This is a genomic window from Pseudomonas sp. FP597 (assembly GCF_030687435.1).
Lineage (GTDB): Bacteria > Pseudomonadota > Gammaproteobacteria > Pseudomonadales > Pseudomonadaceae > Aquipseudomonas > Aquipseudomonas lactucae.
This window is the reverse complement of record NZ_CP117432.1, coordinates 5,985,169-6,010,812: the sequence shown is the minus strand read 5'-3', so window position 1 is coordinate 6,010,812 and position 25,644 is coordinate 5,985,169. Positions and strand designations below refer to the sequence as shown.

Genomic DNA, 25,644 nt, shown 5'->3' with positions numbered 1-25,644 from the left:
TCTGGCTCAAGCGTAAGACAAATAACAGCCACCAGTCAGACACCTCTTAACGCCCTTTGTCGCGGATTGACGCTTTCGGCAATTCCCCTGTCGTTTTTGCACCCGGCTCTGTCGGCCCCTGGGCATATGCTGGCCCCAAAGCGCCGGCAGACGATTCGGCGCATGAATCGCCAAAAAGGGGACAGCCTGATGAGCCCAGCCGAACTTCACGCCGACAGCATCGTTATCGACGGGCTGATTATTGCCAAGTGGAATCGCGACCTGTTCGAGGACATGCGCAAAGGTGGCCTCACCGCCGCCAACTGCACCGTGTCGGTGTGGGAAGGCTTCCAGGCCACGATCAACAACATCGTGGCCAGCCAGACCTTGATCCGTGAGAACAGCGACCTGGTGATCCCGGTGAAAACCACCGCCGACATCCGTCGCGCCAAGGAACTGGGCAAGACCGGCATCATCTTCGGTTTCCAGAATGCCCACGCGTTTGAAGACCAGCTCGGCTATGTCGAGATCTTCAAGCAGCTCGGCGTGGGTGTGGTGCAGATGTGCTACAACACCCAGAACCTGGTCGGCACCGGTTGCTACGAGCGCGATGGCGGCCTGTCGGGCTTCGGACGTGAGATCGTCGGCGAGATGAACCGCGTCGGCATCATGTGCGACCTGTCCCACGTCGGCTCCAAGACCAGCGAAGAAGTCATCCTCGAATCGAAAAAACCGGTGTGCTACTCCCACTGCCTGCCGTCGGGCCTTAAAGAGCACCCGCGCAACAAGTCCGATGAAGAACTAAAGTTCATCGCTGACCACGGCGGGTTTGTCGGCGTGACCATGTTCGCGCCGTTCCTGGCCAAGGGCATCGATTCGACCATCGACGACTACGCCGAAGCCATCGAGTACACCATGAACATCGTCGGTGAAGACGCCATCGGCATCGGCACCGATTTCACCCAGGGCCATGGCCAGGATTTCTTTGAAATGCTGACCCATGACAAGGGCTACGCCCGCCGCCTGACCAGCTTCGGCAAGATCATCAACCCGCTGGGCATCCGCACCGTGGGCGAGTTCCCCAACCTCACCGAGACCCTGCTCAAACGCGGCCATTCCGAGCGTGTGGTACGCAAAATCATGGGCGAGAACTGGGTCAATGTATTGAAAGACGTCTGGGGCGAATAAGCCACCGCTCGCTTAATCCTTCACCCGCCGCCATTCGCGCGGCGGGCATTAAAACGAATTTTCTGGAGTTAAGTTTCCATGGCCAAGATCGCCCCGCAATTGCCAATCGAAGTCGACAGCGAAACCGGTGTCTGGACCTCCGACGCCCTGCCGATGCTGTACGTGCCGCGCCATTTCTTCGTCAACAACCACATGGGCATCGAAGAAGTGCTGGGCGCCGACGCCTACGCCGAGATCCTCTACAAGGCCGGCTACAAATCCGCCTGGCACTGGTGTGAAAAAGAAGCCGAGTGCCACGGCCTGGAAGGCGTCGCGGTGTTCGAACACTACATGAAGCGCCTGTCGCAACGCGGCTGGGGCCTGTTCAAGATCCAGGACATCGACCTCGACAAAGGCACTGCCAGCGTCAAGCTCGAACACTCGGCATTCGTCTACGTGTACGGCAAGGTCGGGCGCAAGGTGGACTACATGTTCACCGGCTGGTTTGCCGGTGCCATGGACCAGATCCTGCAAGCGCGTGGCAGCAACATCCGCACCGTCGCCGAACAAGTCTACGGAGGCTCCGAAGAGGGCTTTGATTCTGGTTTGTTCACCGTCAAGCCGCTGTAAGCCGAGGACCGTGCCATGGCTTTCGAAGCAATGTTCCAGCCGATCCAGATCGGCAAACTGACCATCCGCAACCGCGTGCTCAGTACCGCGCACGCCGAGGTGTATGCCACCGACGGCGGCATGACGACCGACCGCTACGTGAAGTATTACGAAGAGAAAGCCAAGGGCGGTATCGGCCTGGCGATCTGCGGCGGCTCCTCGGTGGTGGCCATCGACAGCCCCCAGGAATGGTGGAGTTCGGTGAACCTGTCCACCGACCGCATCATCCCGCACTTCCAGAACCTGGCCGACGCCATGCACAAGCATGGCGCCAAGATCATGATCCAGATTACCCACATGGGCCGTCGCTCGCGTTGGGACGGCTTCAACTGGCCGACCCTGATGTCGCCGTCCGGCGTGCGTGAGCCGGTGCACCGTGCCACTTGCAAGACCATCGAGCCGGAAGAGATCTGGCGCGTGATCGGCAACTATGCCAGCGCCGCCAAGCGCGCCAAGGCCGGTGGCCTGGACGGTGTGGAACTGTCCGCCGTGCACCAGCACATGATCGACCAGTTCTGGAGCCCACGGGTCAACAAGCGTACCGACGAATGGGGCGGCACCTTCGAAGGTCGCATGAAATTCGGCCTGGAAGTGCTCAAGGCCGTGCGCGCCGAAGTGGGTGATGACTTCTGCGTGGGCATGCGTCTGTGCGGCGACGAGTTCCACCCGGACGGCCTGTCCCACGAGGACATGAAGCAGATCGCCAAGTACTACGACGACACCGGCATGCTCGATTTCATCGGCGTGGTGGGCTCGGGTTGCGACACCCACAACACCCTGGCCAACGTGATCCCGAACATGAGCTACCCGCCGGAGCCGTTCCTGCACCTGGCGGCCGGCATCAAGGAAGTGGTCAAGGTCCCGGTGCTGCACGCGCAGAACATCAAGGACCCGAACCAGGCCACGCGGATTCTGGAAGGCGGCTATGTGGACATGGTCGGCATGACCCGTGCGCACATCGCCGACCCGCACCTGATCGCCAAGATCAAGATGGGTCAGATCGACCAGATCAAGCAGTGCGTCGGCGCCAACTACTGCATCGACCGTCAGTACCAGGGCCTGGATGTGCTGTGTATCCAGAACGCCGCCACCTCCCGTGAATACATGGGCGTGCCGCACATCATCGAGAAATCCACCGGGCCCAAGCGCAAAGTCGTGGTGGTTGGTGCCGGCCCGGCCGGGATGGAAGCGGCGCGCGTAGCGGCCGAACGTGGGCACGATGTGACCCTGCTGGAGAAAAAAGAATTTATCGGCGGGCAAATCACCACCGCCTCCAAGGCCCCGCAACGCGACCAGATCGCCGGCATCACCCGCTGGTTCCAACTGGAGCTGGCACGCTTGAAAGTCGACCTGCGCCTGGGCGTGGCGGCGGATGCCGAAACCATCCTGGACCTGCGTCCGGACGTGGTGGTACTGGCGGTGGGCGGGCATCCGTTTATCGAGCAGAACGAACACTGGGGCGCGGCCGAAGGTTTGGTCGTCAGCAGCTGGGATGTACTCGACGGCAAGGTGGCACCGGGCAAGAACGTGCTGGTGTACGACACCATTTGTGAGTTCACCGGCATGTCGGTGGCTGACTTTTTGGCGGACAAGGGCAGCCAGGTGGAGATCGTCACCGATGACATCAAGCCGGGCGTTGCGATTGGCGGTACGTCGTTCCCGACTTACTACCGCAGCATGTACCCCAAGGAAGTGATCATGACCGGCGACATGATGCTGGAAAAGGTCTACCGCGAGGGCGACAAGCTGGTGGCGGTGCTGGAGAACGAATACACCGGCGCCAAGGAAGAACGGGTGGTCGACCAGGTGGTGGTGGAGAACGGCGTGCGTCCGGACGAAGCGATTTACTACGGACTCAAGGAAGGGTCGCGCAACAAGGGCCAGATCGACGTCGAAGCCCTGTTCGCGATCAAGCCGCAGCCGTGCCTGAGCGAAGCGGGCGAGGGGTACTTGCTGTTTCGCATCGGTGACTGTGTGGCGCAGCGTAATACCCATGCCGCCATCTATGACGCCCTGCGCCTGTGCAAGGATTTCTAAGCCGACTGGGTTCAAATGTGGGAGGGGCTTGCCCCCGATGGCGGAGTGTCAGTTGATACAGCTGTAGCTGACCCACCGCTATCGGGGGCAAGCCCCCTCCCACATTAGTTTTGTGTGGTCTGTGGGAGCTTCACCATGTTGAACACCTTGCTGCCTATTCTCCTGTTTGCCGCCCTGGGCCTCGCCGTCCTCGGCGCCCTGCGCCGCGTGAACATGTGGCGCCGTGGCCGAGCCTCCAAGGTCGACCTGCTGGGCGGCCTGCTGGCCATGCCCAAGCGCTACATGGTCGACCTGCACCACGTGGTCGCCCGCGACAAATACATCGCCAATACCCACGTCGCCACGGCGCTGGGTTTTGTGCTGTCGGCTTTGCTGGCGATTCTGGTACACGGCTTTGGCCTGCAGAACCGTATCCTCGGGTATGCCTTGCTGCTGGCCTCGGTGTTGATGTTTGTCGGCGCCATCTTCATGTACCTGCGCCGCCGCAACCCACCCGCGCGCCTGTCCAAGGGCCCATGGATGCGCCTGCCGAAGAGCCTGATGGCGTTCTCGGTGAGCTTCTTCCTGGTGACCTTGCCGGTGGCCGGGATTCTGCCGGCGAACTTTGGCGGCTGGTTGCTGGCGGCGCTGCTGGGCGTCGGTGTGCTGTGGGGCGTGTCCGAGATGTTCTTCGGCATGACCTGGGGCGGGCCGATGAAGCACGCCTTCGCCGGTGCCCTGCACCTGGCCTGGCACCGCCGTGCCGAACGCTTCGGCGGCGGGCGCTCCACCGGTTTGAAACCGCTGGACCTGAGCGACAAAACCGCGCCCCTGGGAGTGGAAAAACCCAAAGACTTCACCTGGAACCAACTGCTCGGCTTCGACGCCTGCGTGCAGTGTGGCAAGTGCGAAGCGGCGTGCCCGGCATTCGCCGCCGGCCAGCCGCTGAACCCGAAAAAACTCATCCAGGACATGGTGGTCGGCCTGGCCGGTGGCACTGATGCCAAGTTCGCCGGCAGCCCGTATCCAGGCAAACCGATCGGCGAACACGGCGGCAACCCGCACCAGCCGATCGTCAACGGCCTGGTGGACGCCGAGACCTTGTGGTCGTGCACCACCTGCCGTGCCTGCGTGGAAGAGTGCCCGATGATGATCGAGCACGTGGACGCCATCATCGACATGCGCCGCCACCTCACCCTGGAAAAAGGCGCCACGCCGAACAAGGGTGCCGAAGTCCTGGAAAACCTGATCGCCACCGACAACCCCGGCGGGTTCGCGCCGGGCGGGCGCCTGAACTGGGCGGCGGATTTGAACTTGCCATTGCTCAGCGAAAAAGGCAGTGCCGACGTGTTGTTCTGGGTCGGCGACGGTGCCTTCGACATGCGCAACCAGCGCACCCTGCGTGCTTTCGTCAAGGTCCTGAAGGCGGCCAAGGTCGACTTCGCCGTACTCGGCCTGGAAGAACGCGACAGCGGCGACGTGGCGCGACGCCTGGGCGATGAAGCGACGTTCCAACTGCTGGCCTCGCGCAATATCCAGACCCTGGCCAAGTACAGTTTCAAGCGCATCGTCACCTGCGACCCGCACAGCTTCCATGTGCTGAAAAACGAGTACGGCGCCTTCAACGGCAACTACCTCGTGCAGCACCACAGCACCTTCATGGCCGAGCTGATCGGCGACGGCGCGCTGAACCTGGGCCAGCACAAAGGCAACAGCGTGACCTATCACGACCCATGCTACCTGGGCCGCTACAACGGTGAGTACGAGGCCCCGCGCCAAGTGCTGCGTGCGTTGGGCATCGAGGTCAAGGAGATGCAACGTTCGGGCTTCCGTTCGCGCTGCTGCGGCGGTGGCGGCGGGGCGCCGATCACCGACATCCCCGGCAAGCAACGGATCCCGGACATGCGCATGGAAGACATCCGCGAAACCGGCGCCGAACTGGTGGCCGTGGGTTGCCCGCAATGCACCGCGATGCTCGAAGGTGTGGTCGAACCACGCCCGTTGATCAAAGACATTGCCGAGCTGGTGGCCGACGCGTTGCTTGAAGACTCTGCGCCGGCGAAAGCGCCTAAACGTGAACCTGCGGAGGTGCACTGATGAGCGACATTATCCGCCGCGACCCACGGGCCGAATGGATTGCCCGTAACCGTCTGCACCCGCTGCACGCGGCGATGCAGCCTGTGCAACACAGCTGGATGGGGCCTCACGGCGTTATCCGCAAAAACGTGCATGGTGTCGGTTTTATCGGCCCCAACGGCATCAAGCGCATTGACCGCAGCGGCGCCCAGCAGGGCGGCGCGGCCAAACGCACCGCTGCGGTGGAGGTGCAATTGCCGCTGCATCAGGTGCCTGCGCCTGCGTTCTACATCAACGTAGTGCCGGACATGGTCGGCGGTCGCCTGAGCAGCCACGACCGCGACCTGCTTGGCCTGGCGCGGCAACTCGCCGGCAGCGATGGCGCGGTGTTGGCGGTGGTGTTTGGCGAACACAAGGAAAGCGCGTTTGCCACCGCCGGTGTCGACCGCCTGCTGGTGCTGGACGGCCACGAATTCGACGGTTATTCACCGGAGCAACGCGTGCAGGGTCTGCGCGCTGTGGATAACCAGTTCAACCCGCGCCACTGGCTGCTGCCCGACAGCCGCAGCGGTGGCGGCGAGTTGGGTCGGCGTTTTGCCGCCAGCCTCAAGGAACGCCCGGCCACGCGGGTGTGGCAGATCAAGGGCGAGGAGTGCATCGGCCGTGCCGGCGCGGGTCAGGAAGACCTGGTGCGGCCATTGCCGCGCTTGATCCTTGCCGCCGTGGAATGTGCCGATCCGGTCAGCGACACCCGCCACGAGGTATTGCCCGTGGAGTTATCCACAACCCTGGCGCGCAGCCTGCCGCGTATCGAAGACCTCGGTGCGGTGGCGGTGGACCCGGCGGCGATTCCGATGGCCGAAGCGGAATTCATTTTCTCCGGCGGCAACGGCGTGAAGGACTGGGACCTGTTCCACCAGACCGCCGCCGCCCTCGGCGCCACCGAAGGCGCCTCGCGGGTCGCGGTGGACGATGGCTTCATGGCGCGTGATCGTCAGGTCGGCGCCAGCGGCACCTGGGTCACGGCGCGGGTGTATGTGGCCGTGGGGATTTCCGGGGCGATCCAGCACCTGCAAGGCATCGGTGCCTGCGACAAGGTGGTGGCGATCAACCTCGACCCCGGTTGCGACATGATCAAGCGTGCCGACTTGTCGGTGATCGGCGAAAGCGCCGCAATACTGCAAGCCTTGATCGATGCGGTCGAGGCCTACCGCAACGGCGCCAAGCGCGATGCGGCTTAAGGATATGGCCATGACGACGAATGTAATCAGCCTGGTTTCTATCGGTGCCCACCCCACGTCGGGTCGCCCACGGCGTGCGGAGCAAGATGCCCGCGCCGTCGAACTGGGCCTGCAAATGGCTGGGGATAAGTTGCAGGTGCTGCACGCCGGCAACATTGCCGAGCCGACCTTGCGCAGCTACCTGGGCATGGGGCTGCCACAACTGCATGTACTCGAACAACCGGCCGACGCCGACGCGTTGCCGGTGCTCAGCGACTATTTGCGCGACGCTGGCGCGCAGGTGGTGCTCACCGGCAGCCAGGCGGAAACCGGTGAAGGTTCGGGCATGCTGCCGTTCCTGCTGGCCGAGCAATTGGGTTGGCCGTTGATTGTAGGGCTGGCTCAGGTCGAGTCGATTGAAGGCGGTGTGGCCCATGTGCTGCAGGCCTTGCCGCGCGGTCAGCGGCGTCGGCTGAAAGTGCGTCTGCCGTTTTTGGCGACGGTGGATAACGCCGCGCCCAAGCCTCGGCAAAGCGCGTACGGCCCGGCGCAGCGCGGTGAGCTGGCGGCCCATGAGGTGGAAGTCGAAGAAGACGAGCTGTTCACCGGCGCGGTGCTGCAACCGGCCAAGCCTCGGCCCAAGCGCCTCAAGGTGATCAAGGCCAAGAGCGGCGCCGACCGCATGAAAGCCGCCACGGCCAAGGCCAGTGGTGGCGGGGGGCAGGTGCTAAAAGGCGTGAGTGCCGAAGAAGGTGCGCAGGCGATTCTCAAGTTGTTGGTGGAAGAGGGCGTAGTCCGCTAAGCCCCAAGCACTGCAAAAACAAGTGTGGGAGGGGGCTTGCTCCCGATAGCGGTAGATCAGTCACCCAATGCAGTGACTGACAGTCAGCTATCGGGAGCAAGCCCCCTCCCACATTTTGATCTCCATCAGGTTCTGAAGTTAAGGCAACGGCGGCAATGCCTGCCAGTTCGAGTTTCCGGTCACGTTTACCCGTCAGCGGATAAGCAACTGTCGAAAGAGTGTGGATGAACTTTAAATCCGAGCGTTTTTGTACAGCAAACTGACAAACGGTGGGTTACCCACAATCGCTGTGCACGGGGCTGTGGATAAGGTGTTTGCGGTTGTCCACAAGGCGCGCAGATAAAGGGCTGCAGGCGGCTGTATGAAAAACAACCAGTCTAAGTGACGGTTTTTATGGAAGTTTTCGTGTGGATAAGGGGAGCGGCGATGTTCAACTTGCCCCCAAAGTCTGTTGGCGGATCTGTGGATAAGATGTTCGCTGTACCCTGCGGACCACGAAATACGTGGCTTACAAAGAATTGGTTAAAATCCAACCAAAACTGTCTCTTGAGCCTTGAAAACCGCCGGAAGCCCGCGTTAATCGTGGTTTGAAGCGGTTTTCCACAGCGTTCGCGAAGTTGCCCCCAAAGTCTGTTGGCGGTTCTGTGGATAAGGTGTTTGCGTACCGCTACAGGCCACGTATTACTTGGCTTACGCGGGTTTGGTCATAAATTGATCAATGCTGGGCAGGAAACGCCGAGTTGAATAAGTCACGGATTTTCTTCGATTAATTTCAGCAGAACCGGGCAGTTGCCCACAATTGCTGTGGGTGGCTCTGTGGATAAGTTGTTGGGCGAACGCTGAAGGGCAGGGCGATAAAGGGCTTCAAGAGAGTTGATCAATTCTTGAGCATTGGAGATTAAAAGTGGGGGAGCGGCTCACCACAGCAAGCCCGCTCCCACCGTCAGTTACTCGTGAGCCGCCACACCCTTGAGATAAGGCGCCGGCGCCGCGCCCAGGTTGCTCAGCATGCGCTCGCTGTACCAATCCACGAAATTCACCACGCCGAACTCGTAAGTCTTGGAGTACGGGCCAGGCTGGTAGGCGGTGGAGTTGATGCCACGCTGGTTCTCTTCGGCCAGGCGACGGTCCTGGTCGTTGGTGGCGTCCCACACCTGGCGCATGCGCTCCACGTCGTAGTCCACGCCCTCAACGGCGTCCTTGTGCACCAGCCACTTGGTGGTGACCATGGTTTCCTGGGCGCTGATCGGCCACACGGTGAACACGATGATGTGGTCGCCCATGCAGTGGTTCCACGAATGCGGCAGGTGCAGGATGCGCATCGAGCCCAGGTCCGGGTTCTTGATGCGGCCCATCAGTTTGGCGCAGCCCTGTTTGCCGTCCAGGGTCATCGACACGGTGCCCTTGAGCAGCGGCATGCGCACGATACGGTTGCGCAGGCCGAAGCTGGCGTGGGCGTAAGGGATCTTTTCGGCGTCCCAGGCGGCGGCAGAGGCGGCCACATGGTCCTTGAACGCCTGGTCGGCGCGCGGGTCGGTGACGTCATCCCATTCCAGCAGGGTTTTCAGCAGTTCCGGGTGCGACGCGTTGCAGTGGTAGCACTCGCGGTTGTTTTCCAGCACCAGTTTCCAGTTGGCTTTCTCGAACAAGGTGGTCTGGATCGCCACCTTGGTGTTCTCCATGTCGTAAGGTTCCATGTAATGGTTCAGTGTCGACAGGAAATCATCGATGGCCGGCGGGTTTTCGGCCAGGCTGATGAAGATGTAGCCGCCGGCGGTCTTCACGTTCACCGGTTTGAGGCCGTACTGCTTCATGTCGAAGTCGGCGCCCATCTCGGTGCCGGCGAACAACAGGCGGCCGTCGAGCTCGTAGGTCCACTGGTGGTAGTGGCAAACGAGCTTGGCGACCTTGCCCTTGTCGCTGGTGCACAAGCGCGAACCACGGTGGCGGCACACGTTGTGGAACGCATGCACCACGCCGTCGGCGCCACGGATCACGATGATCGGGTTCTTGCCCACTTGCAGGGTCAGGTAGTTGCCCTTGGTGGGGATCTCGCAGGTCATGCCGGCGATCAACCACTCTTTCTGGAAGATCTCCTGCATGTCGATATCAAACAGCCGCTCATCAGAGTAAAACGGCTGTGGCAGCGAAAAAGTGCGCTCGCGCTCTTGCAGCATCTGCGCGGTGGCCTTGCGTGCGGGTTCCAGCGGATCGCCCAAGCTTAAGGTTGCGGTGACGTCCATCATGTGTGTCCTCATGGCCATTCTGTGTGGCCGGCGAATAGTGGCTACGGTTGGTGCTATGCAAGGCGTAAAAAAAGCGTCTTCGTATGGAGTGAGTGTGGGGCCGGCGTTGCGACGAACCTTATCCATGGGCGACATGGCCCAATCTGATCCCGACGCGCAACCCCCTGTCGTTGGGGGCTGGTCGCGGTAAGTATGTGAATGTCGCAGATAGGTAAGTGGGCGGTTCGCGTGTTACGCAGAATCGCCACCATAAGGCCGAGCCTCGGCGGTGGAGAACAGTATGTCCAGTAACTTCCTGAATCCGGTAACGACCCAGACCTGGGCCAATGGTCGGCACATCGTCCGTTGCGTCAAAGTCATCCAGGAAACCTGGGACGTGCGCACCTTCTGCTTTATGGCCGACCAGCCGATCCTGTTTTTCTTCAAGCCGGGGCAATTCGTCACCCTGGAGCTGGAAATCGAAGGCCAGCCGATCATGCGCTCGTACACCATTTCCAGCTCGCCGTCGGTGCCTTACAGCTTCTCGGTGACCATCAAGCGCGTACCGGGCGGCAAGGTCTCCAATTGGCTGCACGACACGCTGCATGAAGGCCAGGAGCTGGCGGTGCACGGCCCGGTCGGGCTGTTCAATGCCATCGACTTCCCAAGCCCGAAGGTGCTGTACCTCAGCGGCGGCGTGGGCATCACCCCGGTGATGTCCATGGCGCGTTGGTTCTACGACACCAACGCCAACGTCGACATGACGTTCGTTCACAGCGCCCGTTCACCCAAAGACATCATCTACCACCGCGAGCTGGAGCATATGGCCTCGCGGATCGACAACTTCAGCCTGCACCTGATCTGCGAAAAACATGGTCTGGGCGAGCCCTGGGCCGGTTATCGCGGTTACCTGAACCACAAGATGCTCGAACTGATGGTGCCCGACTTCCTTGAGCGCGAAGTATTCTGCTGCGGCCCCACGCCGTACATGAGCGCGGTCAAGCGCTTGTTGGAAGCCGCTGGTTTCGACATGGCGCGTTACCACGAGGAGTCGTTTGGCGCGACCCCACCGGAAGCCCGTGCTGACGCGGTGGAGCAAGCCGAACAAGCGGCGGACGCGCCGGAAGTCGACCTGGCGGACCTGCACCAAGTGGAATTCATCGCATCGGGCAAGAGCATCCGCGTGGCGCCAGGCGAAACCGTGCATGCGGCGGCGGCCAAGCTTGGGTTGTTGATCCCGAAAGCCTGCGGCATGGGGATTTGCGGTACCTGCAAGGTGATGAAGCTCGGCGGCGAAGTGGAGATGGAGCACAACGGCGGGATCACCGAGGAAGACGAAGCCGAGGGTTATATCCTGTCGTGCTGCAGCGTGCCGAAGGGGGATGTGCGTATCGAGTTCTGACCACCGCTCGTTCCCACGCTCCGCGTGGGAATGCCTCTTGGGACGCTCCGCGTCCCGCCTCGGTGCAAGCGCTCTTCAGAACCAGCGCTGAATCTCTGGGCTCTGTGGTGGCGTAGCGGCTTCTGCCCATGGGTGGGGCCCTGAGTCGGGGGAGGCTTGGGCGCGGAGCGTCCGGGGAGGCATTCCCACGCAAAGCGTGGGAACGATCGGCGTCGGAGGTCATGAGTCTCCGACGCGAGTGTTAACGGTTACTGGGCGTAGATGTGGACCACAAAGTGCTGGCCTGATGCTGTCAATTCATAGGCTTTGTCGTAGATTCGCAGCGTCCTCGATGACTCGCGAATGGTATCCCCGACTTTGGCATGCTTGCGGAACTCATCCCAATCAATGACGGTGGTGCTGACAGTGTCGTCGCTTTGCAGGGTGGTGTTGTTGCTTTGATATTCCATGGGTTTGGCTCTCTTCTGGATTTCCGTTTCCAGCCGATTGTTCGGCGCGTGGTTAACCCCAAAAGGAGGCCGCTGCAGCTAATGCCAGTCAGTTAAGGCTTTGAAGGGGTAAAAAGTGACCTGTGGCGAGGGAGCTTGCTCCCGTTGGACTGCGCAGCAGTCCCATTCTGTGTAAACAAAGAGAGGGGCCGCTTCGCGGCCCAACGGGAGCAAGCTCCCTCGCCACAGATACAGTGTTGTCCCTTAACTGACTGGCATTAGCCGCTGCAGCGGCCTTTTCTTCTCGGGTTCCAAGAGGCTAGTCAATGAAAACGCAGCGCGCTGCTGTCAGAAATATCAAATGACAGACTCGGCAATCCGCCAGTATTCGTCAGGTTCAAGCGCCCATCACTTCCCGAATATCAGCCGCCAATTCCCTTACACGTTCTTCCTCGGTATCCCACGCACACATAAAGCGCGCGCCGCCTTTGCCGATGAAGGTGTAGAACCGCCAGCCCTTGGCGGTCAGCGCTGCAATAGCCGGTTCCGAGAGTTGCAGGAACACGCCGTTGGCCTGCACCGGGAACATCAGTTCCACGCCGGGAATATCCGCCACCAGGCTGCTCAGCAACTGTGCGCAGTGGTTGGCGTGGCGGGCGTGTTTGAGCCAGGCGTCGTTTTCCAGCAGGCCCACCCAGGGGGCCGACAAGAAGCGCATTTTCGACGCGAGCTGACCCGCCTGTTTGCAGCGGTAGTCGAAGTCTTCGGCCAGTTTATGGTTGAAGAACAGGATCGCTTCACCCACGGCCATGCCGTTCTTGGTGCCGCCAAAACACAGCACGTCCACGCCCGCTTTCCAGGTCAGGTCGGCCGGTGAGCAGCCGAGGAACGCGCAGGCGTTGGAGAAGCGCGCGCCGTCCATGTGCAGGTTCAGGCCCAATTCCTTGCAGGTGGCGCTGATGGCGCGGATTTCTTCCGGGGTGTAGACGCTGCCGACTTCGGTGGCCTGGGTCAGCGTCACGACGCGCGGCTTGGGGTAGTGGATGTCCTGGCGCTTGAGGGCGATCTCGCGGATCGACTCCGGGGTCAGCTTGCCGTTTTCGGTACGCGCGGTGAGCAGCTTGGAGCCGTTGGAGAAAAATTCCGGCGCGCCGCATTCGTCGGTTTCGACGTGGGCGGTTTCCGAGCAAATCACGCTATGGTAGCTCTGGCACAGCGACGACAGTGCCAGGGAGTTGGCGGCGGTGCCGTTGAAGGCGAAGAACACTTCGCAGTCGGTTTCGAACAGGTTGCGGAAACCGTCAGCGGCGCGGTGGGTCCATTCATCATCGCCATAGGCGCGCTGATGGCCGTGGTTGGCTTGTTCCATGGCGGCCCAGGCTTCCGGGCAGATGCCGGAATAGTTGTCGCTGGCGAATTGTTGGCTCTTGTCGGTCATGGCCCATTCCTGTGGTCGATGTTGGTGCGCACTTTAACCAAGATAGGCAGGGGTGCGCACGCGCTGTAAATGCAAAGTCGTTGGGGAATTATGCACGGTACTGCAATGATGCCTGTCGGACGTGTCCGCGATGGAGCGCTGGATTTACTCAAGTGGCTGGCGCTGCTGAGCATGGTGCTCGATCACCTGCGCTATGTGGGGTTGAGTCTGGATGGGCTGTATGTGCCTGGGCGCCTGGCGTTCCCGTGGTTTTGCCTGGCGATTGCGGCCAATTTACACAGGGCCCGCAACGCACCGGTGACCGGCCATTGGCGCTATTTGGGTTGGTTGTTGCTGTTCAGCGTGATCAGCGAAGTGCCGTATCGAATGTTCATCGAAGATGCCGATACCTTAAACGTGTTACCGACCCTGGCGCTGGGCTTGCTCATTGCCCGAGGTTGGCAGAAGAAGACGTTGTTTGATCGAGGATTGGCGCTGATCGCCGTCTCAATAGCGGCGATTTTTTCAGCCCAGTTGATGTTCGGTTTCTTTGGTATATTGCTGCCGCTGGCAATGCTGCTGGTATTTCGTCGGCCTTGGTATTTCAGCATATTGCCGGGATTGGTCTGTGTGGCGGCTAATCAGTGGCAGGTTTTGCTCAATAGCGGCACGGTTGTGGCGTTGTTGGGCTTGGCGACATGCCTGATTGCGCCAGTGGTGGGTTTGGTCTTATTACGACACGCCAAAAATGTCTCGCCACCGCCTATGCGCCGCTGGGCGTATGCGCTCTACCCCATGCATTTCCTGCTGCTGCTACTGGTCCGCCAGATCATCGCCTAACCCCCTGTGGGAGGGGCGGTGCGACGATTCGACTTGCTCCCGATAGCGGCGGGTCATCTATAGATAAGCTGACTGACAAACCGCCATCGGGAGCAAGCCCCGTCTCACATTTATTTCGCGTCGCTCCTCTAATGTCGTAAACGCACCTTTGCGTGGCGTGCGCAGGCATTTGGCCTGCCTGCGCCAGTCCTACCATCGCATCAAAGGGCCCTGCACGGGCCTCAACAATACGAAAGGCTGGGAGAGACGCGATGTTCAGCAAGAAAGACCAGATCCAGGGTTATGACGATGCACTGCTGGCGGCGATGAATGCCGAGGAGCAGCGTCAGGAAGATCATATCGAGCTGATCGCGTCAGAGAACTACACCAGCAAACGTGTGATGGAAGCGCAAGGCAGCGGCCTCACCAACAAATACGCCGAAGGCTACCCAGGCAAGCGCTACTACGGCGGCTGCGAGCACGTGGACAAGGTCGAGGCCCTGGCTATCGAGCGCGCCAAGCAGCTGTTCGGCGCCGATTACGCCAACGTGCAACCGCACTCCGGTTCGTCCGCCAACAGCGCCGTGTACCTGGCGCTGATCAACGCGGGCGACACTATCCTGGGCATGAGCCTGGCCCACGGCGGTCACTTGACCCACGGCGCCAAAGTGTCGTCCTCGGGCAAGCTGTACAACGCGGTGCAATACGGCATCAACACTGACACCGGCCTGATCGACTACGACGAAGTCGAGCGTCTGGCCGTCGAGTGCCAGCCGAAAATGATCGTGGCCGGTTTCTCCGCCTACTCCAAGACCCTGGACTTCCCACGCTTTCGCGCCATCGCCGACAAGGTAGGCGCGCTGCTGTTCGTCGACATGGCCCACGTCGCCGGCCTGGTCGCCGCTGGCCTGTACCCGAACCCGCTGCCGTACGCCGACGTGGTCACCACCACCACCCACAAGACCCTGCGCGGTCCACGGGGTGGCCTGATTTTGGCCAAGGCCAACGAAGCGATTGAAAAGAAACTCAACGCTGCCGTGTTCCCCGGAGCCCAGGGCGGCCCGTTGATGCACGTCATCGCCGGCAAGGCCGTGTGCTTCAAGGAAGCGCTGGAGCCAGGTTTCAAGGCCTACCAGCAACAAGTGATCGACAACGCCCAGGCGATGGCGAGCGTATTCATCAAACGCGGCTACGATGTAGTGTCCGGCGGCACCGATAACCACCTGTTCCTGGTCAGCCTGATCCGTCAGGGCCTCACCGGTAAGGACGCGGATGCAGCCCTCGGTCGCGCTCACATCACCGTCAACAAGAACGCGGTGCCGAATGACCCGCAGTCGCCGTTCGTGACTTCTGGCCTGCGCATCGGCACCCCGGCGGTGACTACGCGTGGTTTCAAAGTGCCGCAGTGCATCGAACTGGCCGGCTGGATCTGCGACATCCTCGACAACCTCGGCGACGCCGATGTCGAGGCCAACGTGGCCAAGCACGTGTCTGCCCTGTGCGCTGATTTCCCGGTTTATCGCTGAGCGCGGTTTTGGAGTAATGACTATGCAACGCTACTCGGGCTTCGGCCTCTTCAAGCACTCCCTCAGCCATCACGAAAACTGGCAGAAGATGTGGCGCACGCCGACCCCGAAAAAGGTCTACGACGTGGTCATCGTCGGCGGTGGCGGGCATGGTCTGGCGACCGCTTACTACCTGGCCAAAGAACACGGCATCACCAACGTCGCGGTGGTCGAGAAAGGCTGGTTGGGCGGCGGTAACACCGCGCGCAACACCACCATCGTGCGTTCCAACTACCTGTGGGACGAGTCGGCGCACCTGTACGAACACGCGATGAAACTGTGGGAAGGCCTGTCCCAGGACCTGAACTACAACGTGATGTTCTCCCAGCGTGGCGTGTACAACCTGTGCCACACCCTGCAGGACATCCGTGATTCCGAGCGCCGCGTGAGCGCCAACCGCCTCAACGGCGTGGACGGCGAACTGCTCAACGCCCAGCAAGTGGCCGATGAGATTCCGTACCTGGACTGCTCGAAGAACACCCGCTACCCGGTGCTCGGCGCCACTGTGCAACGGCGCGGCGGCGTGGCCCGTCACGATGCCGTGGCCTGGGGCTTTGCCCGCGCCGCTGACGCACTCGGCGTGGACTTGATCCAGCAGACCGAAGTGATCGGCTTCCGTAAGGAAAACGGCGTGTGCATCGGTGTGGAAACCAACAAGGGCTTTATCGGCGCCAAGCGCGTCGGTGTGGTGACCGCCGGTAACTCCGGGCACATGGCTTCGCTGGCGGGCTTTCGCCTGCCGATCGAATCCCACCCGCTGCAAGCGTTGGTGTCGGAGCCGATCAAGCCGATCATCGACAGCGTGATCATGTCCAACGCCGTGCACGGCTACATCAGCCAGTCCGACAAGGGCGACCTGGTGATCGGTGCCGGTATCGACGGCTACAACGGCTACGGCCAGCGTGGCTCGTATCCGGTGATCGAACACACCATCCAGGCCATCGTCGAGATGTTCCCGGTGTTGTCGCGGGTGCGCATGAACCGCCAGTGGGGCGGCATCGTCGACACCACGCCGGACGCCTGCCCGATCATCTCCAAGACGCCGGTACCGAACATGTTCTTTAACTGCGGTTGGGGCACCGGTGGCTTCAAGGCCACCCCAGGCTCAGGCAACGTGTTTGCCGCCAGCCTCGCCAAGGGTGAAATGCACCCATTGGCCGCACCTTTCTCCATCGACCGTTTCCACAACGGTGCGTTGATCGATGAACATGGCGCTGCGGCTGTCGCCCACTAACAGGAGAAATACCTCATGTTGCATATCTTCTGTCCTCACTGTGGCGAACTGCGCTCCGAAGAGGAATTCCACGCGTCCGGCCAAGCGCATATCCCGCGCCCGATGGACCCGAATGCCTGCACCGACGAGCAGTGGGGCGACTACATGTTTTTTCGCGATAACCCGCGCGGCCTGCACCACGAGCTGTGGATTCACGCCGCCGGTTGCCGCCAGTACTTCAACGCGACACGCGACACCGTGACCTACGAAATTCTTGAAACCTACAAGATCGGTGAGAAGCCTCAGTTCACCGCCAAGGCCTCTGGAGACAAGGTATGAGCCAGATCAATCGCCTGTCCAACGGTGGCCGGATCGACCGTAATAAAGTGCTGACTTTCAGCTTCAACGGCCAGAGCTACAAAGGCTTTGAAGGCGATACCCTGGCCGCAGCCCTGCTGGCCAACGGCGTCGACATCATCGGTCGCAGCTTCAAATACTCGCGCCCACGTGGCATCTTCGCCGCCGGCGCCGAAGAGCCGAACGCCGTGCTGCAGATCGGCGCTACCGAAGCCACGCAAATCCCTAACGTGCGCGCCACCCAACAGGCGCTGTACCAAGGCCTGGTCGCCACCAGCACCAACGGCTGGCCGAGCGTCAACAACGACATGATGGGGATTCTCGGCAAGGTTGGCGGCAAGCTGATGCCGCCCGGTTTCTACTACAAAACCTTCATGTACCCGCAATCGTTCTGGATGACCTACGAGAAGTACATCCGCAAGGCGGCGGGCCTTGGCCGTTCGCCGACCGAGAATGACCCGGACACCTACGACAACTTCAACCGTCACTGCGACGTGCTCATTGTCGGCGCAGGCCCTGCCGGCCTGGCCGCTGCACTGGCCGCTGCGCGCAGCGGTGCCCGCGTGATCCTGGCCGATGAGCAGGAAGAATTCGGCGGTTCCTTGCTCGATTCGCGCGAAAGCCTCGACGGCAAACCGGCCACCGAATGGGTTGCCGGCGTTATCGCCGAGCTCAAAGCCCTGCCGGACGTGGTGCTGCTGCCCCGCGCCACCGTCAACGGCTACCACGACCATAACTTCCTGACCATTCACGAGCGCCTCACCGATCACCTCGGTGACCGTGCGCCGATCGGCGTGGTGCGTCAGCGCATCCACCGTGTGCGCGCCAAACGCGTGGTGCTGGCCACCGGTGCGTGCGAACGTCCGCTGGTGTACGGCAACAACGACGTGCCGGGCAACATGCTGGCCGGTGCGGTCTCGACTTACGTGCGTCGCTACGGCGTGGCGCCGGGTAAAAAACTGGTGCTGTCGACCAACAACGACCACGCCTACCGCGTTGCGCTGGACTGGCTGGATGCCGGCCTGCAAGTGGTGGCCGTGGCCGATGTGCGCCACAACCCACGCGGCGCGCTGGTGGAAGAAGCCCGTGCCAAAGGTATTCGCATCCTCACCGGCAGCGCTGTGGTCGAGGCCCGTGGCACCAAGCGTGTGACCGCTGCGCGTATCGCCGCGATTGACGTCAAAGCGCATAAAGTCACCAGCCCCGGCGAGTGGCTGGACTGCGACCTGGTCGCCAGCTCCGGCGGCTACAGCCCGGTGGTCCACTTGGCCTCGCACCTGGGCGGCAAGCCGACCTGGCGTGAAGACATCCTCGGTTTCGTACCGGGTGAAGCGCCGCAGAAACGCGTGTGCGTCGGTGGTATCAATGGCGTCTACGGCCTTGGCGATTCCCTGGCCGATGGTTTTGAAGGCGGCGTGCGCGCGGCCAGCGAAGCCGGTTTTACCCCGGTGGAAGGCACCCTGCCAAAGGCCTTGAGCCGTCTGGAAGAGCCGACACTGGCCATTTACCAAGTGCCGCACGACAAGCCGACTGCGCGGGCGCCGAAGCAATTCGTCGACCTGCAGAACGACGTCACCGCTGCCGCCATCGAACTGGCGACCCGCGAAGGTTTCGAGTCGGTCGAGCACGTCAAACGCTACACCGCGCTGGGCTTCGGTACCGACCAGGGCAAGCTGGGCAACGTCAACGGCCTGGCGATTGCCGCCCGTTCGCTGAACGTGACCATCCCGCAGATGGGCACCACCATGTTCCGTCCCAACTACACGCCGGTGACCTTCGGCGCGGTAGCGGGCCGTCACTGTGGGCACATCTTCGAACCGGTACGCTACACCGCGCTGCAAGCCTGGCACGTGAAGAACGGCGCCGAGTTTGAAGACGTCGGCCAGTGGAAACGCCCGTGGTACTTCCCACGCAACGGTGAAGACCTGCACGCCGCGGTCAAACGCGAATGCCTGGCGGTGCGCGACAGCGTCGGCCTGCTGGATGCGTCGACCCTCGGCAAGATCGACATTCAGGGCCCGGATGCCCGTGAGTTCCTAAACCGCATCTACACCAACGCCTGGACCAAGCTCGATGTGGGCAAGGCGCGCTACGGCCTGATGTGCAAGGAAGACGGCATGGTCTTCGACGACGGCGTCACCGCCTGCCTCGCCGACAACCACTTCCTGATGACCACCACCACCGGCGGCGCCGCCCGTGTGCTGCAGTGGCTGGAAATCTACCAACAGACCGAATGGCCGGACCTCAAGGTGTACTTCACCTCGGTCACCGACCACTGGGCGACCATGACCCTGTCCGGCCCCAACAGCCGCAAGCTGCTGAGTGAGGTCACCGACATCGACCTGGACAAGGACGGCTTCCCGTTCATGACCTGGAAAGAAGGCTTGGTGGGCGGTGTTCCGGCGCGGGTGTTCCGTATCTCGTTTACCGGTGAGCTGTCGTATGAGGTCAACGTGCAGGCCGACTACGCCATGGGCGTGCTGGAAAAAATCGTCGAGGCCGGCAAGAAATACAACCTGACCCCGTACGGCACCGAAACCATGCACGTACTGCGGGCCGAGAAGGGCTTCATCATCGTCGGCCAGGACACCGACGGCTCGATGACCCCGGACGACCTGAACATGGGGTGGTGCGTTGGCCGTACCAAACCGTTCTCGTGGATCGGCTGGCGCGGGATGAACCGTGAAGACTGCGTGCGTGAAGAGCGTAAGCAACTGGTGGGCTTGAAGCCGATCGATCCAACCGTGTGGCTGCCGGAAGGCGCGCAGCTGGTGTTCGATCCGAAGCAGAGCATTCCGATGAAGATGGTCGGCCACGTCACTTCCAGCTATGCGCACAACTCCCTGGGCTATTCGTTTGCCATGGGCGTGGTGAAGGGCGGCTTGAAGCGTATCGGCGAGCGGGTGTTCTCGCCCCAGGCGGATGGCAGCGTGATCGAGGCGGAGATTGTGTCTTCGGTGTTCTTTGACCCGAAAGGTGATCGGCAGAACATCTGATAGACCGAGTTGCCTGCATCGGGGGCAAGCCCCCTCCCACATTTTGAAATGCATTCCCCTGTGGGAGGGGGCTTGCCCCCGATGAGGCCATCAGCCTCAAAACAGAATTCAAAACAGGTGCTTTATGACAGCAGCCAATGTTTACCAACAACGCCCCACCACCGGCGCCAAGGCCGAGTCGTCGCTGCACCATGCCGACCTCGCCAGCCTGGTCGGCAAGGGCCGCAAGAACGCCGGCGTGACCGTGCGGGAAAAGAAACTCCTCGGCCACCTGACCATTCGTGGCGATGGCCACGATGCCGCGTTCGCCGCCGGTGTGCACAAGGCCCTGGGCATCGAACTGCCTGGCGCCCTGAGCGTGATCGTCAAAGGTGAAACCAGCCTGCAATGGCTCGGCCCGGACGAGTGGCTGCTCATCGTCCCAAGCGGTGAAGAATTCGCCGCCGAGCAGAACCTGCGTGCCGCGCTGGGCGATTTGCATATCCAGATCGTCAATGTCAGCGGCGGCCAGCAGATCCTCGAACTGAGCGGCCCGAACGTGCGCGACGTGCTGATGAAGTCCACCAGCTACGACGTGCACCCCAACAACTTCCCGGTGGGCAAGGCGGTGGGCACGGTGTTCGCCAAGTCGCAACTGGTGATCCGCCACACCGCCGAAGACACCTGGGAACTGCTGATCCGTCGCAGCTTCTCGGATTACTGGTGGTTGTGGTTGCAAGACGCCTCGGCCGAGTTCGGCCTGAGCGTTCAAGCCTGAGGAATCGCCGATGAGCCGCGCACCCGATACATGGATTTTGACCGCCGACTGCCCCAGCGTGCTCGGCACGGTGGACGCGGTTACCCGCTACCTGTTCGAGCAGGGTTGCTACGTCACCGAACACCACTCGTTCGATGACCGCCTCTCGGGCCGGTTTTTCATTCGCGTGGAGTTTCGTCAGCCCGACGGCTTCGACGAGCAGGCATTCCGCGCTGGCCTGGCCGCGCGCGGTGAAGCCTTTGGCATGATCTTCGAGCTGACGGCGCCGAACTACCGGCCAAAAGTGGTGATCATGGTCTCCAAGGCTGATCACTGCCTCAACGACCTGCTGTACCGCCAGCGCATCGGCCAGCTGTCGATGGACGTGGTCGCGGTGGTGTCCAACCACCCCGATCTGAAGCCGTTGGCCGACTGGCACCAGATTCCCTACTACCATTTCCCGCTGGACCCCAACGACAAGCCGTCCCAGGAGCGTCAAGTGTGGCAAGTGGTGGAAGACACCGGCGCTGAACTGGTGATCCTTGCGCGCTACATGCAAGTGCTGTCGCCTGAGTTGTGCCGCAAGCTCGACGGCAAGGCCATCAACATCCATCACTCGTTGCTGCCGGGGTTCAAGGGCGCCAAGCCGTATCACCAGGCGTACAACAAGGGCGTGAAACTGGTGGGCGCCACGGCGCATTACATCAACAACGATCTGGACGAAGGCCCGATCATCGCCCAGGGCGTGGAAGTGGTGGATCACAGCCACTATCCCGAGGATCTGATTGCCAAGGGGCGCGATATTGAAGGGCTGACCTTGGCGCGGGCGGTGGGGTATCACATTGAGCGGCGGGTGTTTTTGAATGCCAACAGGACGGTGGTGCTCTGACTGACGCCATCGGGAGCAAGTCCCCTCCCACAGTTGATTGGGTTCACACAGTCAAAATGTGGGAGGGGGCTTGCTCCCGATGAGGCCCTCACAATCAACACAGAAAACAGCATCTGTACCCGAGCACTTAAATGCGCTGCCCACCCAAAGGGGGCAACGCAGTTCCATAAAAACAACAGCGAGGTGAAAGCATGTCTGGTAATCGTGGTGTCGTGTATCTCGGCAACGGCAAGGTCGAAGTACAGAAAATCGACTATCCCAAAATGCAGGACCCCCGTGGCAGGAAGATCGAGCACGGCGTCATCCTGCGCGTGGTCTCCACCAACATCTGCGGCTCCGACCAACACATGGTGCGCGGCCGTACCACTGCCCAGACCGGCCTGGTGCTCGGTCACGAGATCACCGGTGAAGTGATCGAGAAGGGCAGCGACGTCGAAAACCTGAAAATCGGCGACCTGGTTTCGGTACCGTTCAACGTGGCGTGCGGCCGCTGCCGTTCGTGCAAAGAGCAACACACCGGCGTATGCCTCACCGTCAACCCGGCCCGTGCCGGTGGTGCCTACGGCTATGTCGACATGGGCGACTGGACCGGCGGCCAGGCCGAATACGTGCTGGTGCCGTATGCCGACTTCAACCTGCTCAAGCTGCCGGACCGCGACAAGGCCATGGAAAAAATCCGTGACCTGACCTGCCTCTCCGACATTCTCCCCACCGGCTACCACGGCGCCGTGACGGCCGGCGTCGGTCCAGGCAGCACCGTGTACATCGCCGGCGCCGGCCCGGTCGGCCTGGCCGCTGCCGCATCCGCGCGCCTGCTCGGCGCGGCGGTGGTGATCATCGGCGACGTCAACCCGATCCGCCTGGCCCACGCCAAGGCCCAGGGTTTCGAAATTGCCGACCTGTCCACCGACACCCCGCTGCACGAACAGATCGCCGCATTGCTCGGCGAGCCGGAAGTGGACTGCGCCGTCGACTGCGTAGGCTTTGAAGCACGCGGCCACGGTCACGACGGCGTCAAGGCCGAAGCCCCGGCCACCGTGCTCAACTCGCTGATGGGCGTGGTGCGCGTGGCGGGCAAGATCGGTATCCCCGGCCTGTACGTCACCGAAGATCCAGGTGCCGTCGACGCCGCCGCCAAAATGGGCAGCCTGAGCATCCGCTTTGGCTTGGGTTGGGCTAAATCCCACAGCTTCCACACCGGGCAGACGCCAGTGATGAAGTACAACCGCCAACTGATGCAGGCGATCATGTGGGACCGTATCAACATTGCCGAAATCGTCGGTGTGCAGGTGATCAGCCTGGATGACGCGCCGCGTGGGTATGGCGAGTTCGATGCGGGTGTGCCGAAGAAGTTTGTGATTGATCCGCACAAACTGTTCAGCGCGGCGTAACGCGCTGGGTGTCAATGAAAGGGGCGGCCTGCGGGTCGCCCTTTTTGCGTCGGGTGTTTAAGCCTGCAAGCACGATAGCTGCATCTGTCCGCCCTGAGCAAACCCCCTCCCACATAGGTTTTGTAGTGTTTGGAGAGGCCCGGAACAATGTGCCGGCTATCCAGTCCAACGCCTGCTTTCGCCCTATACCCAGAGGTTGTCCCCATGAAGATTTCTCGCGGTTTCGCCCTTTCCTGCCTGATGAGCCTGGCTGCCACTCCGGTGTTTGCCGCAGGGTTCAGCCTTGGCGATGCGGCCAATGCCATTTCCGGCATGCAAGGGGGTAATAACAAGGCCGCTGCCGCCGCACCGTCGTCCGAGACGGCCGACCTGCTGACCGCACTGACCTCGCAACTGAATGTCACGCCCGAACAAGCCATCGGCGGTACCGGTGCCATGCTGGGGCTGGCCAAGAACCAACTGGGCGGTAACGACTATTCGCAGCTGGCCAAGAGCGTGCCGGGGTTGGACAAGCTGTCCGGCGACAACGCCCTGGGCAGCCTCGGCGCCTTGAGTGGCTTACTTGGCCAGACCGGCGGCAGCAAGACCAGCGGTCTGGATGGCTTGCTGGGTAACGTGAAGAACACCAACGATCTGAACACCGCATTCAGCGCCCTGGGCATGGACAGCGGCATGATCAGCCAGTTTGCCCCGGTGATTCTCAAGTACCTGGGCGAGCAGGGCGTGGGGGGATCGCTGTTGCAGAGTCTGGGCGGTATTTGGGGCGCCTGATTTTTTAAATGCCCGGCTCCGGCTATGAGGCCGAACTGGTTGGGTCGTAAACAGCGGTAGCATCTTTGCGGGAATCATCTGTTCGCGTTCGCCACAAAGTGGAAGGCCCTGACCGACAGCGTCGGGGGTATTCCTTACTTAATAAACGGAAGCGCTTATATGAACATTCTCGGTAATTCTGGTTTCTCCATTTATGCGAACCCGCACGGTCCGGCTACCTTGGGAAAGGAAATTGCATTGGAGTCCAAGAATTGGCTTCCAGAGCTTGCTCTTCCTATGCGTCCGGAAGATCAGTCACCGAAACAGATGCACTCTGAGGACTTTGCCCGGATGCGTCGCGTTCTAACACCGCTATCGCAAGATCAGTCACTGAATCAGATGCGCTCCAAGCACTTCACACCGATGCTGGGTGCTCCAATTCGGCCGGATAACGGCTCGCACACAGCGCTGCGCAACGAGCATCGTCTGCTGGCACCGACCGCTCCTGTTCGGCTTAATAGCCTGTTGGCCTAAGTTACTCATCAAATAGCCTCGTCATCCCCGGCAATCTTCTGCCGGGGAATCGAGGTCAAGCAGTTGCTCGATGCGCGCATCTTTCTCCTTCCAGAGCTGGTTCACCCAGTTCTGGACGGTCTGGCGAAACGCCGGATCATTTTCGTAATCCCCTTGCCATAACGCCGGGTCCAGCTCGCGGGTGCGGATATCGATGATCACCTTCGGCACCGCGCCGCTGATCAAGTCCCAGAACCCCGGAATTTTCTGCTGCGGATAAACCACGGTGACGTCGAGGATCGCGTCCAGCTGTTCACCCATTGCCGCCAGCACGAACGCTACGCCGCCAGCCTTGGGCTTGAGCAATCGTGTGAACGGTGAATCCTGCTGTTTGCGCTTGGCCTCGCTGAACCGTGTGCCTTCCAGGTAATTGACCACCGTGGCCGGCTGGCGCTTGAACAGCTCGCAGGCTTGTTGGGTGATCTTCAAATCCTGGCCCGCCAGCTCCGGGTGCTTGGCCAGGAACGCCTTGGTGTAGCGCTTCATGAACGGGTAATCCAGCGCCCACCAGGCCAGCCCCAGGAAGGGCACCCAGATCAGCTCTTTTTTCAGGAAGAATTTGAAGAAGGGCGTGCGTCGGTTCAGCGCCTGGATCAGCGCCGGGATATCCACCCACGACTGGTGATTGCTGATCACCAGGTAACTCGTGTCGCCGCGCAGGTCTTCGCCGCCGCGAATATCCCACCGGGTGGGGATGCACAGGGCGAAGATCAGTTTGTCGATCTCGGCCCAGGTTTCGGCGATCCACATCACCGCCCATGACATGTAGTCGCGAGAACGACCCGGCGCCACCAGCTTGAGCAGGGCGAACACCATCAGGGGGCCGATCAGGACCAGCGTATTGAGCAACAGCAGCAGGGTAACCAGACAGCCGGTGAGCAGGCGGCGCATAAGGAACTCTTGGAAGGGTGTGGGCGGGTCATGATAAGAGAGCGGAGTCCAGAGGCCAAATCG

At 61.4% G+C, this 25,644-nt stretch carries 21 protein-coding genes; 17 read left to right on the top strand and 4 right to left on the bottom strand.

From position 1 onward, the window contains the following. The first annotated feature begins 189 nt into the window (after nucleotides 1–189). From PSH66_RS27580 to PSH66_RS27555, 6 genes are all read left to right on the top strand, one after another. Nucleotides 190–1,167, top strand: a complete 978-nt coding sequence (locus tag PSH66_RS27580) for a dipeptidase (protein WP_003176573.1) — start codon at nucleotides 190–192, stop codon at nucleotides 1,165–1,167. Between the two features lie 78 nt (nucleotides 1,168–1,245). After that, nucleotides 1,246–1,776, top strand: a complete 531-nt coding sequence (locus PSH66_RS27575) for a DUF5943 domain-containing protein (RefSeq protein WP_003176572.1) — start codon at nucleotides 1,246–1,248, stop codon at nucleotides 1,774–1,776. Nucleotides 1,777–1,791: 15 nt separating this feature from the next. Further along, a complete protein-coding gene (dgcA, locus tag PSH66_RS27570) occupies nucleotides 1,792–3,852 on the top strand; it encodes a dimethylglycine demethylation protein DgcA (RefSeq protein ID WP_003176571.1) in 2,061 nt (686 codons plus the stop codon). A 135-nt stretch (nucleotides 3,853–3,987) separates the two neighbouring features. Beyond that, nucleotides 3,988–5,928 (top strand): dimethylglycine demethylation protein DgcB, encoded by a 1,941-nt coding sequence (gene dgcB / locus PSH66_RS27565; protein WP_305428006.1) that lies wholly within the window; start codon nucleotides 3,988–3,990, stop codon nucleotides 5,926–5,928. After that, nucleotides 5,928–7,148, top strand: coding sequence for an electron transfer flavoprotein subunit alpha/FixB family protein (locus PSH66_RS27560; RefSeq protein WP_305428005.1), 1,221 nt, complete (start codon nucleotides 5,928–5,930; stop codon nucleotides 7,146–7,148). Before dgcB ends, PSH66_RS27560 begins: the two co-directional genes overlap by 1 nt. A gap of 10 nt (nucleotides 7,149–7,158) precedes the next feature. Then, complete coding sequence (locus PSH66_RS27555; RefSeq protein ID WP_305428004.1) at nucleotides 7,159–7,929, top strand: electron transfer flavoprotein subunit beta; 771 nt, start codon at nucleotides 7,159–7,161, stop codon at nucleotides 7,927–7,929. A 947-nt stretch (nucleotides 7,930–8,876) separates the two neighbouring features. On the opposite strand, the gene gbcA is transcribed toward PSH66_RS27555, so the two are convergent. Next, on the bottom strand, nucleotides 8,877–10,172 hold the full coding sequence (gene gbcA / locus PSH66_RS27550; RefSeq protein ID WP_042945964.1) for a glycine-betaine demethylase subunit GbcA: 1,296 nt from the start codon (nucleotides 10,170–10,172) through the stop codon (nucleotides 8,877–8,879). Nucleotides 10,173–10,455: 283 nt separating this feature from the next. Between gbcA and gbcB the strand changes: the two genes are divergently transcribed. After that, complete coding sequence (gene gbcB, locus PSH66_RS27545; protein WP_003176551.1) at nucleotides 10,456–11,556, top strand: glycine-betaine demethylase subunit GbcB; 1,101 nt, start codon at nucleotides 10,456–10,458, stop codon at nucleotides 11,554–11,556. Between the two features lie 248 nt (nucleotides 11,557–11,804). Here gbcB and PSH66_RS27540 read toward each other — a convergent pair whose 3' ends face one another. Together PSH66_RS27540 and PSH66_RS27535 are read right to left on the bottom strand one after the other, a co-directional pair. Next, nucleotides 11,805–12,005 carry a hypothetical protein gene (locus tag PSH66_RS27540; RefSeq protein ID WP_305428003.1) on the bottom strand — a complete coding sequence of 67 codons (201 nt, stop codon included), beginning with the start codon at nucleotides 12,003–12,005 and terminating at the stop codon, nucleotides 11,805–11,807. A 376-nt stretch (nucleotides 12,006–12,381) separates the two neighbouring features. Then, nucleotides 12,382–13,422: a low specificity L-threonine aldolase gene (locus PSH66_RS27535; RefSeq protein ID WP_003176549.1), complete on the bottom strand. Its 1,041-nt coding sequence runs from the start codon at nucleotides 13,420–13,422 to the stop codon at nucleotides 12,382–12,384. 90 nt (nucleotides 13,423–13,512) lie between these two features. Here PSH66_RS27535 and PSH66_RS27530 point away from each other — a divergent pair, with 90 nt between their 5' ends. From PSH66_RS27530 to PSH66_RS27485, 10 genes are all read left to right on the top strand, one after another. Further along, on the top strand, nucleotides 13,513–14,241 hold the full coding sequence (locus tag PSH66_RS27530) for a TraX family protein (RefSeq protein ID WP_305429657.1): 729 nt from the start codon (nucleotides 13,513–13,515) through the stop codon (nucleotides 14,239–14,241). Between the two features lie 251 nt (nucleotides 14,242–14,492). After that, complete coding sequence (gene glyA, locus PSH66_RS27525; protein ID WP_003176547.1) at nucleotides 14,493–15,746, top strand: serine hydroxymethyltransferase; 1,254 nt, start codon at nucleotides 14,493–14,495, stop codon at nucleotides 15,744–15,746. Nucleotides 15,747–15,768: 22 nt separating this feature from the next. After that, nucleotides 15,769–17,019 carry a sarcosine oxidase subunit beta gene (locus PSH66_RS27520; RefSeq protein ID WP_003176546.1) on the top strand — a complete coding sequence of 417 codons (1,251 nt, stop codon included), beginning with the start codon at nucleotides 15,769–15,771 and terminating at the stop codon, nucleotides 17,017–17,019. A 15-nt stretch (nucleotides 17,020–17,034) separates the two neighbouring features. Next, nucleotides 17,035–17,337: a sarcosine oxidase subunit delta gene (locus PSH66_RS27515; protein ID WP_141062941.1), complete on the top strand. Its 303-nt coding sequence runs from the start codon at nucleotides 17,035–17,037 to the stop codon at nucleotides 17,335–17,337. Continuing rightward, nucleotides 17,334–20,351, top strand: a complete 3,018-nt coding sequence (locus tag PSH66_RS27510) for a sarcosine oxidase subunit alpha (protein ID WP_305428002.1) — start codon at nucleotides 17,334–17,336, stop codon at nucleotides 20,349–20,351. Before PSH66_RS27515 ends, PSH66_RS27510 begins: the two co-directional genes overlap by 4 nt. A gap of 124 nt (nucleotides 20,352–20,475) precedes the next feature. Then, nucleotides 20,476–21,108: a sarcosine oxidase subunit gamma gene (locus tag PSH66_RS27505; RefSeq protein ID WP_003176543.1), complete on the top strand. Its 633-nt coding sequence runs from the start codon at nucleotides 20,476–20,478 to the stop codon at nucleotides 21,106–21,108. 10 nt (nucleotides 21,109–21,118) lie between these two features. Beyond that, complete coding sequence (gene purU / locus PSH66_RS27500; protein ID WP_003176542.1) at nucleotides 21,119–21,976, top strand: formyltetrahydrofolate deformylase; 858 nt, start codon at nucleotides 21,119–21,121, stop codon at nucleotides 21,974–21,976. Nucleotides 21,977–22,167: 191 nt separating this feature from the next. Continuing rightward, a complete protein-coding gene (fdhA, locus tag PSH66_RS27495) occupies nucleotides 22,168–23,367 on the top strand; it encodes a formaldehyde dehydrogenase, glutathione-independent (protein WP_003176541.1) in 1,200 nt (399 codons plus the stop codon). 204 nt (nucleotides 23,368–23,571) lie between these two features. Continuing rightward, the gene (locus PSH66_RS27490) at nucleotides 23,572–24,138 is read left to right on the top strand and encodes a DUF2780 domain-containing protein (RefSeq protein WP_042945377.1); all 567 of its coding nucleotides are present in this window, start codon (nucleotides 23,572–23,574) and stop codon (nucleotides 24,136–24,138) included. Between the two features lie 159 nt (nucleotides 24,139–24,297). After that, nucleotides 24,298–24,651 carry a hypothetical protein gene (locus tag PSH66_RS27485; protein ID WP_141062942.1) on the top strand — a complete coding sequence of 118 codons (354 nt, stop codon included), beginning with the start codon at nucleotides 24,298–24,300 and terminating at the stop codon, nucleotides 24,649–24,651. A gap of 21 nt (nucleotides 24,652–24,672) precedes the next feature. On the opposite strand, the gene PSH66_RS27480 is transcribed toward PSH66_RS27485, so the two are convergent. After that, a complete protein-coding gene (locus tag PSH66_RS27480; protein ID WP_305428001.1) occupies nucleotides 24,673–25,581 on the bottom strand; it encodes an acyltransferase in 909 nt (302 codons plus the stop codon). Between the last annotated feature and the right edge of the window lie 63 nt (nucleotides 25,582–25,644).

What these genes read in the sequence shown, in the direction of transcription:
- dgcB (WP_305428006.1), top strand. Translation starts at nt 3,988, where the DNA reads ATGTTGAACACCTTGCTGCCTATTCTCCTGTTTGCCGCCCTGGGCCTC.
- gbcB (WP_003176551.1), top strand. Translation starts at nt 10,456, where the DNA reads ATGTCCAGTAACTTCCTGAATCCGGTAACGACCCAGACCTGGGCCAAT.
- fdhA (WP_003176541.1), top strand. Translation starts at nt 22,168, where the DNA reads ATGTCTGGTAATCGTGGTGTCGTGTATCTCGGCAACGGCAAGGTCGAA.
- PSH66_RS27575 (WP_003176572.1), top strand. Translation starts at nt 1,246, where the DNA reads ATGGCCAAGATCGCCCCGCAATTGCCAATCGAAGTCGACAGCGAAACC.
- PSH66_RS27490 (WP_042945377.1), top strand. Translation starts at nt 23,572, where the DNA reads ATGAAGATTTCTCGCGGTTTCGCCCTTTCCTGCCTGATGAGCCTGGCT.
- gbcA (WP_042945964.1), bottom strand. Translation starts at nt 10,172, where the DNA reads ATGGACGTCACCGCAACCTTAAGCTTGGGCGATCCGCTGGAACCCGCA.
- PSH66_RS27505 (WP_003176543.1), top strand. Translation starts at nt 20,476, where the DNA reads ATGACAGCAGCCAATGTTTACCAACAACGCCCCACCACCGGCGCCAAG.
- PSH66_RS27580 (WP_003176573.1), top strand. Translation starts at nt 190, where the DNA reads ATGAGCCCAGCCGAACTTCACGCCGACAGCATCGTTATCGACGGGCTG.
- PSH66_RS27555 (WP_305428004.1), top strand. Translation starts at nt 7,159, where the DNA reads ATGACGACGAATGTAATCAGCCTGGTTTCTATCGGTGCCCACCCCACG.
- glyA (WP_003176547.1), top strand. Translation starts at nt 14,493, where the DNA reads ATGTTCAGCAAGAAAGACCAGATCCAGGGTTATGACGATGCACTGCTG.
- PSH66_RS27540 (WP_305428003.1), bottom strand. Translation starts at nt 12,005, where the DNA reads ATGGAATATCAAAGCAACAACACCACCCTGCAAAGCGACGACACTGTC.
- PSH66_RS27530 (WP_305429657.1), top strand. Translation starts at nt 13,513, where the DNA reads ATGCACGGTACTGCAATGATGCCTGTCGGACGTGTCCGCGATGGAGCG.
- PSH66_RS27520 (WP_003176546.1), top strand. Translation starts at nt 15,769, where the DNA reads ATGCAACGCTACTCGGGCTTCGGCCTCTTCAAGCACTCCCTCAGCCAT.
- PSH66_RS27485 (WP_141062942.1), top strand. Translation starts at nt 24,298, where the DNA reads ATGAACATTCTCGGTAATTCTGGTTTCTCCATTTATGCGAACCCGCAC.
- dgcA (WP_003176571.1), top strand. Translation starts at nt 1,792, where the DNA reads ATGGCTTTCGAAGCAATGTTCCAGCCGATCCAGATCGGCAAACTGACC.
- purU (WP_003176542.1), top strand. Translation starts at nt 21,119, where the DNA reads ATGAGCCGCGCACCCGATACATGGATTTTGACCGCCGACTGCCCCAGC.
- PSH66_RS27510 (WP_305428002.1), top strand. Translation starts at nt 17,334, where the DNA reads ATGAGCCAGATCAATCGCCTGTCCAACGGTGGCCGGATCGACCGTAAT.
- PSH66_RS27480 (WP_305428001.1), bottom strand. Translation starts at nt 25,581, where the DNA reads ATGCGCCGCCTGCTCACCGGCTGTCTGGTTACCCTGCTGCTGTTGCTC.
- PSH66_RS27560 (WP_305428005.1), top strand. Translation starts at nt 5,928, where the DNA reads ATGAGCGACATTATCCGCCGCGACCCACGGGCCGAATGGATTGCCCGT.
- PSH66_RS27515 (WP_141062941.1), top strand. Translation starts at nt 17,035, where the DNA reads ATGTTGCATATCTTCTGTCCTCACTGTGGCGAACTGCGCTCCGAAGAG.
- PSH66_RS27535 (WP_003176549.1), bottom strand. Translation starts at nt 13,422, where the DNA reads ATGACCGACAAGAGCCAACAATTCGCCAGCGACAACTATTCCGGCATC.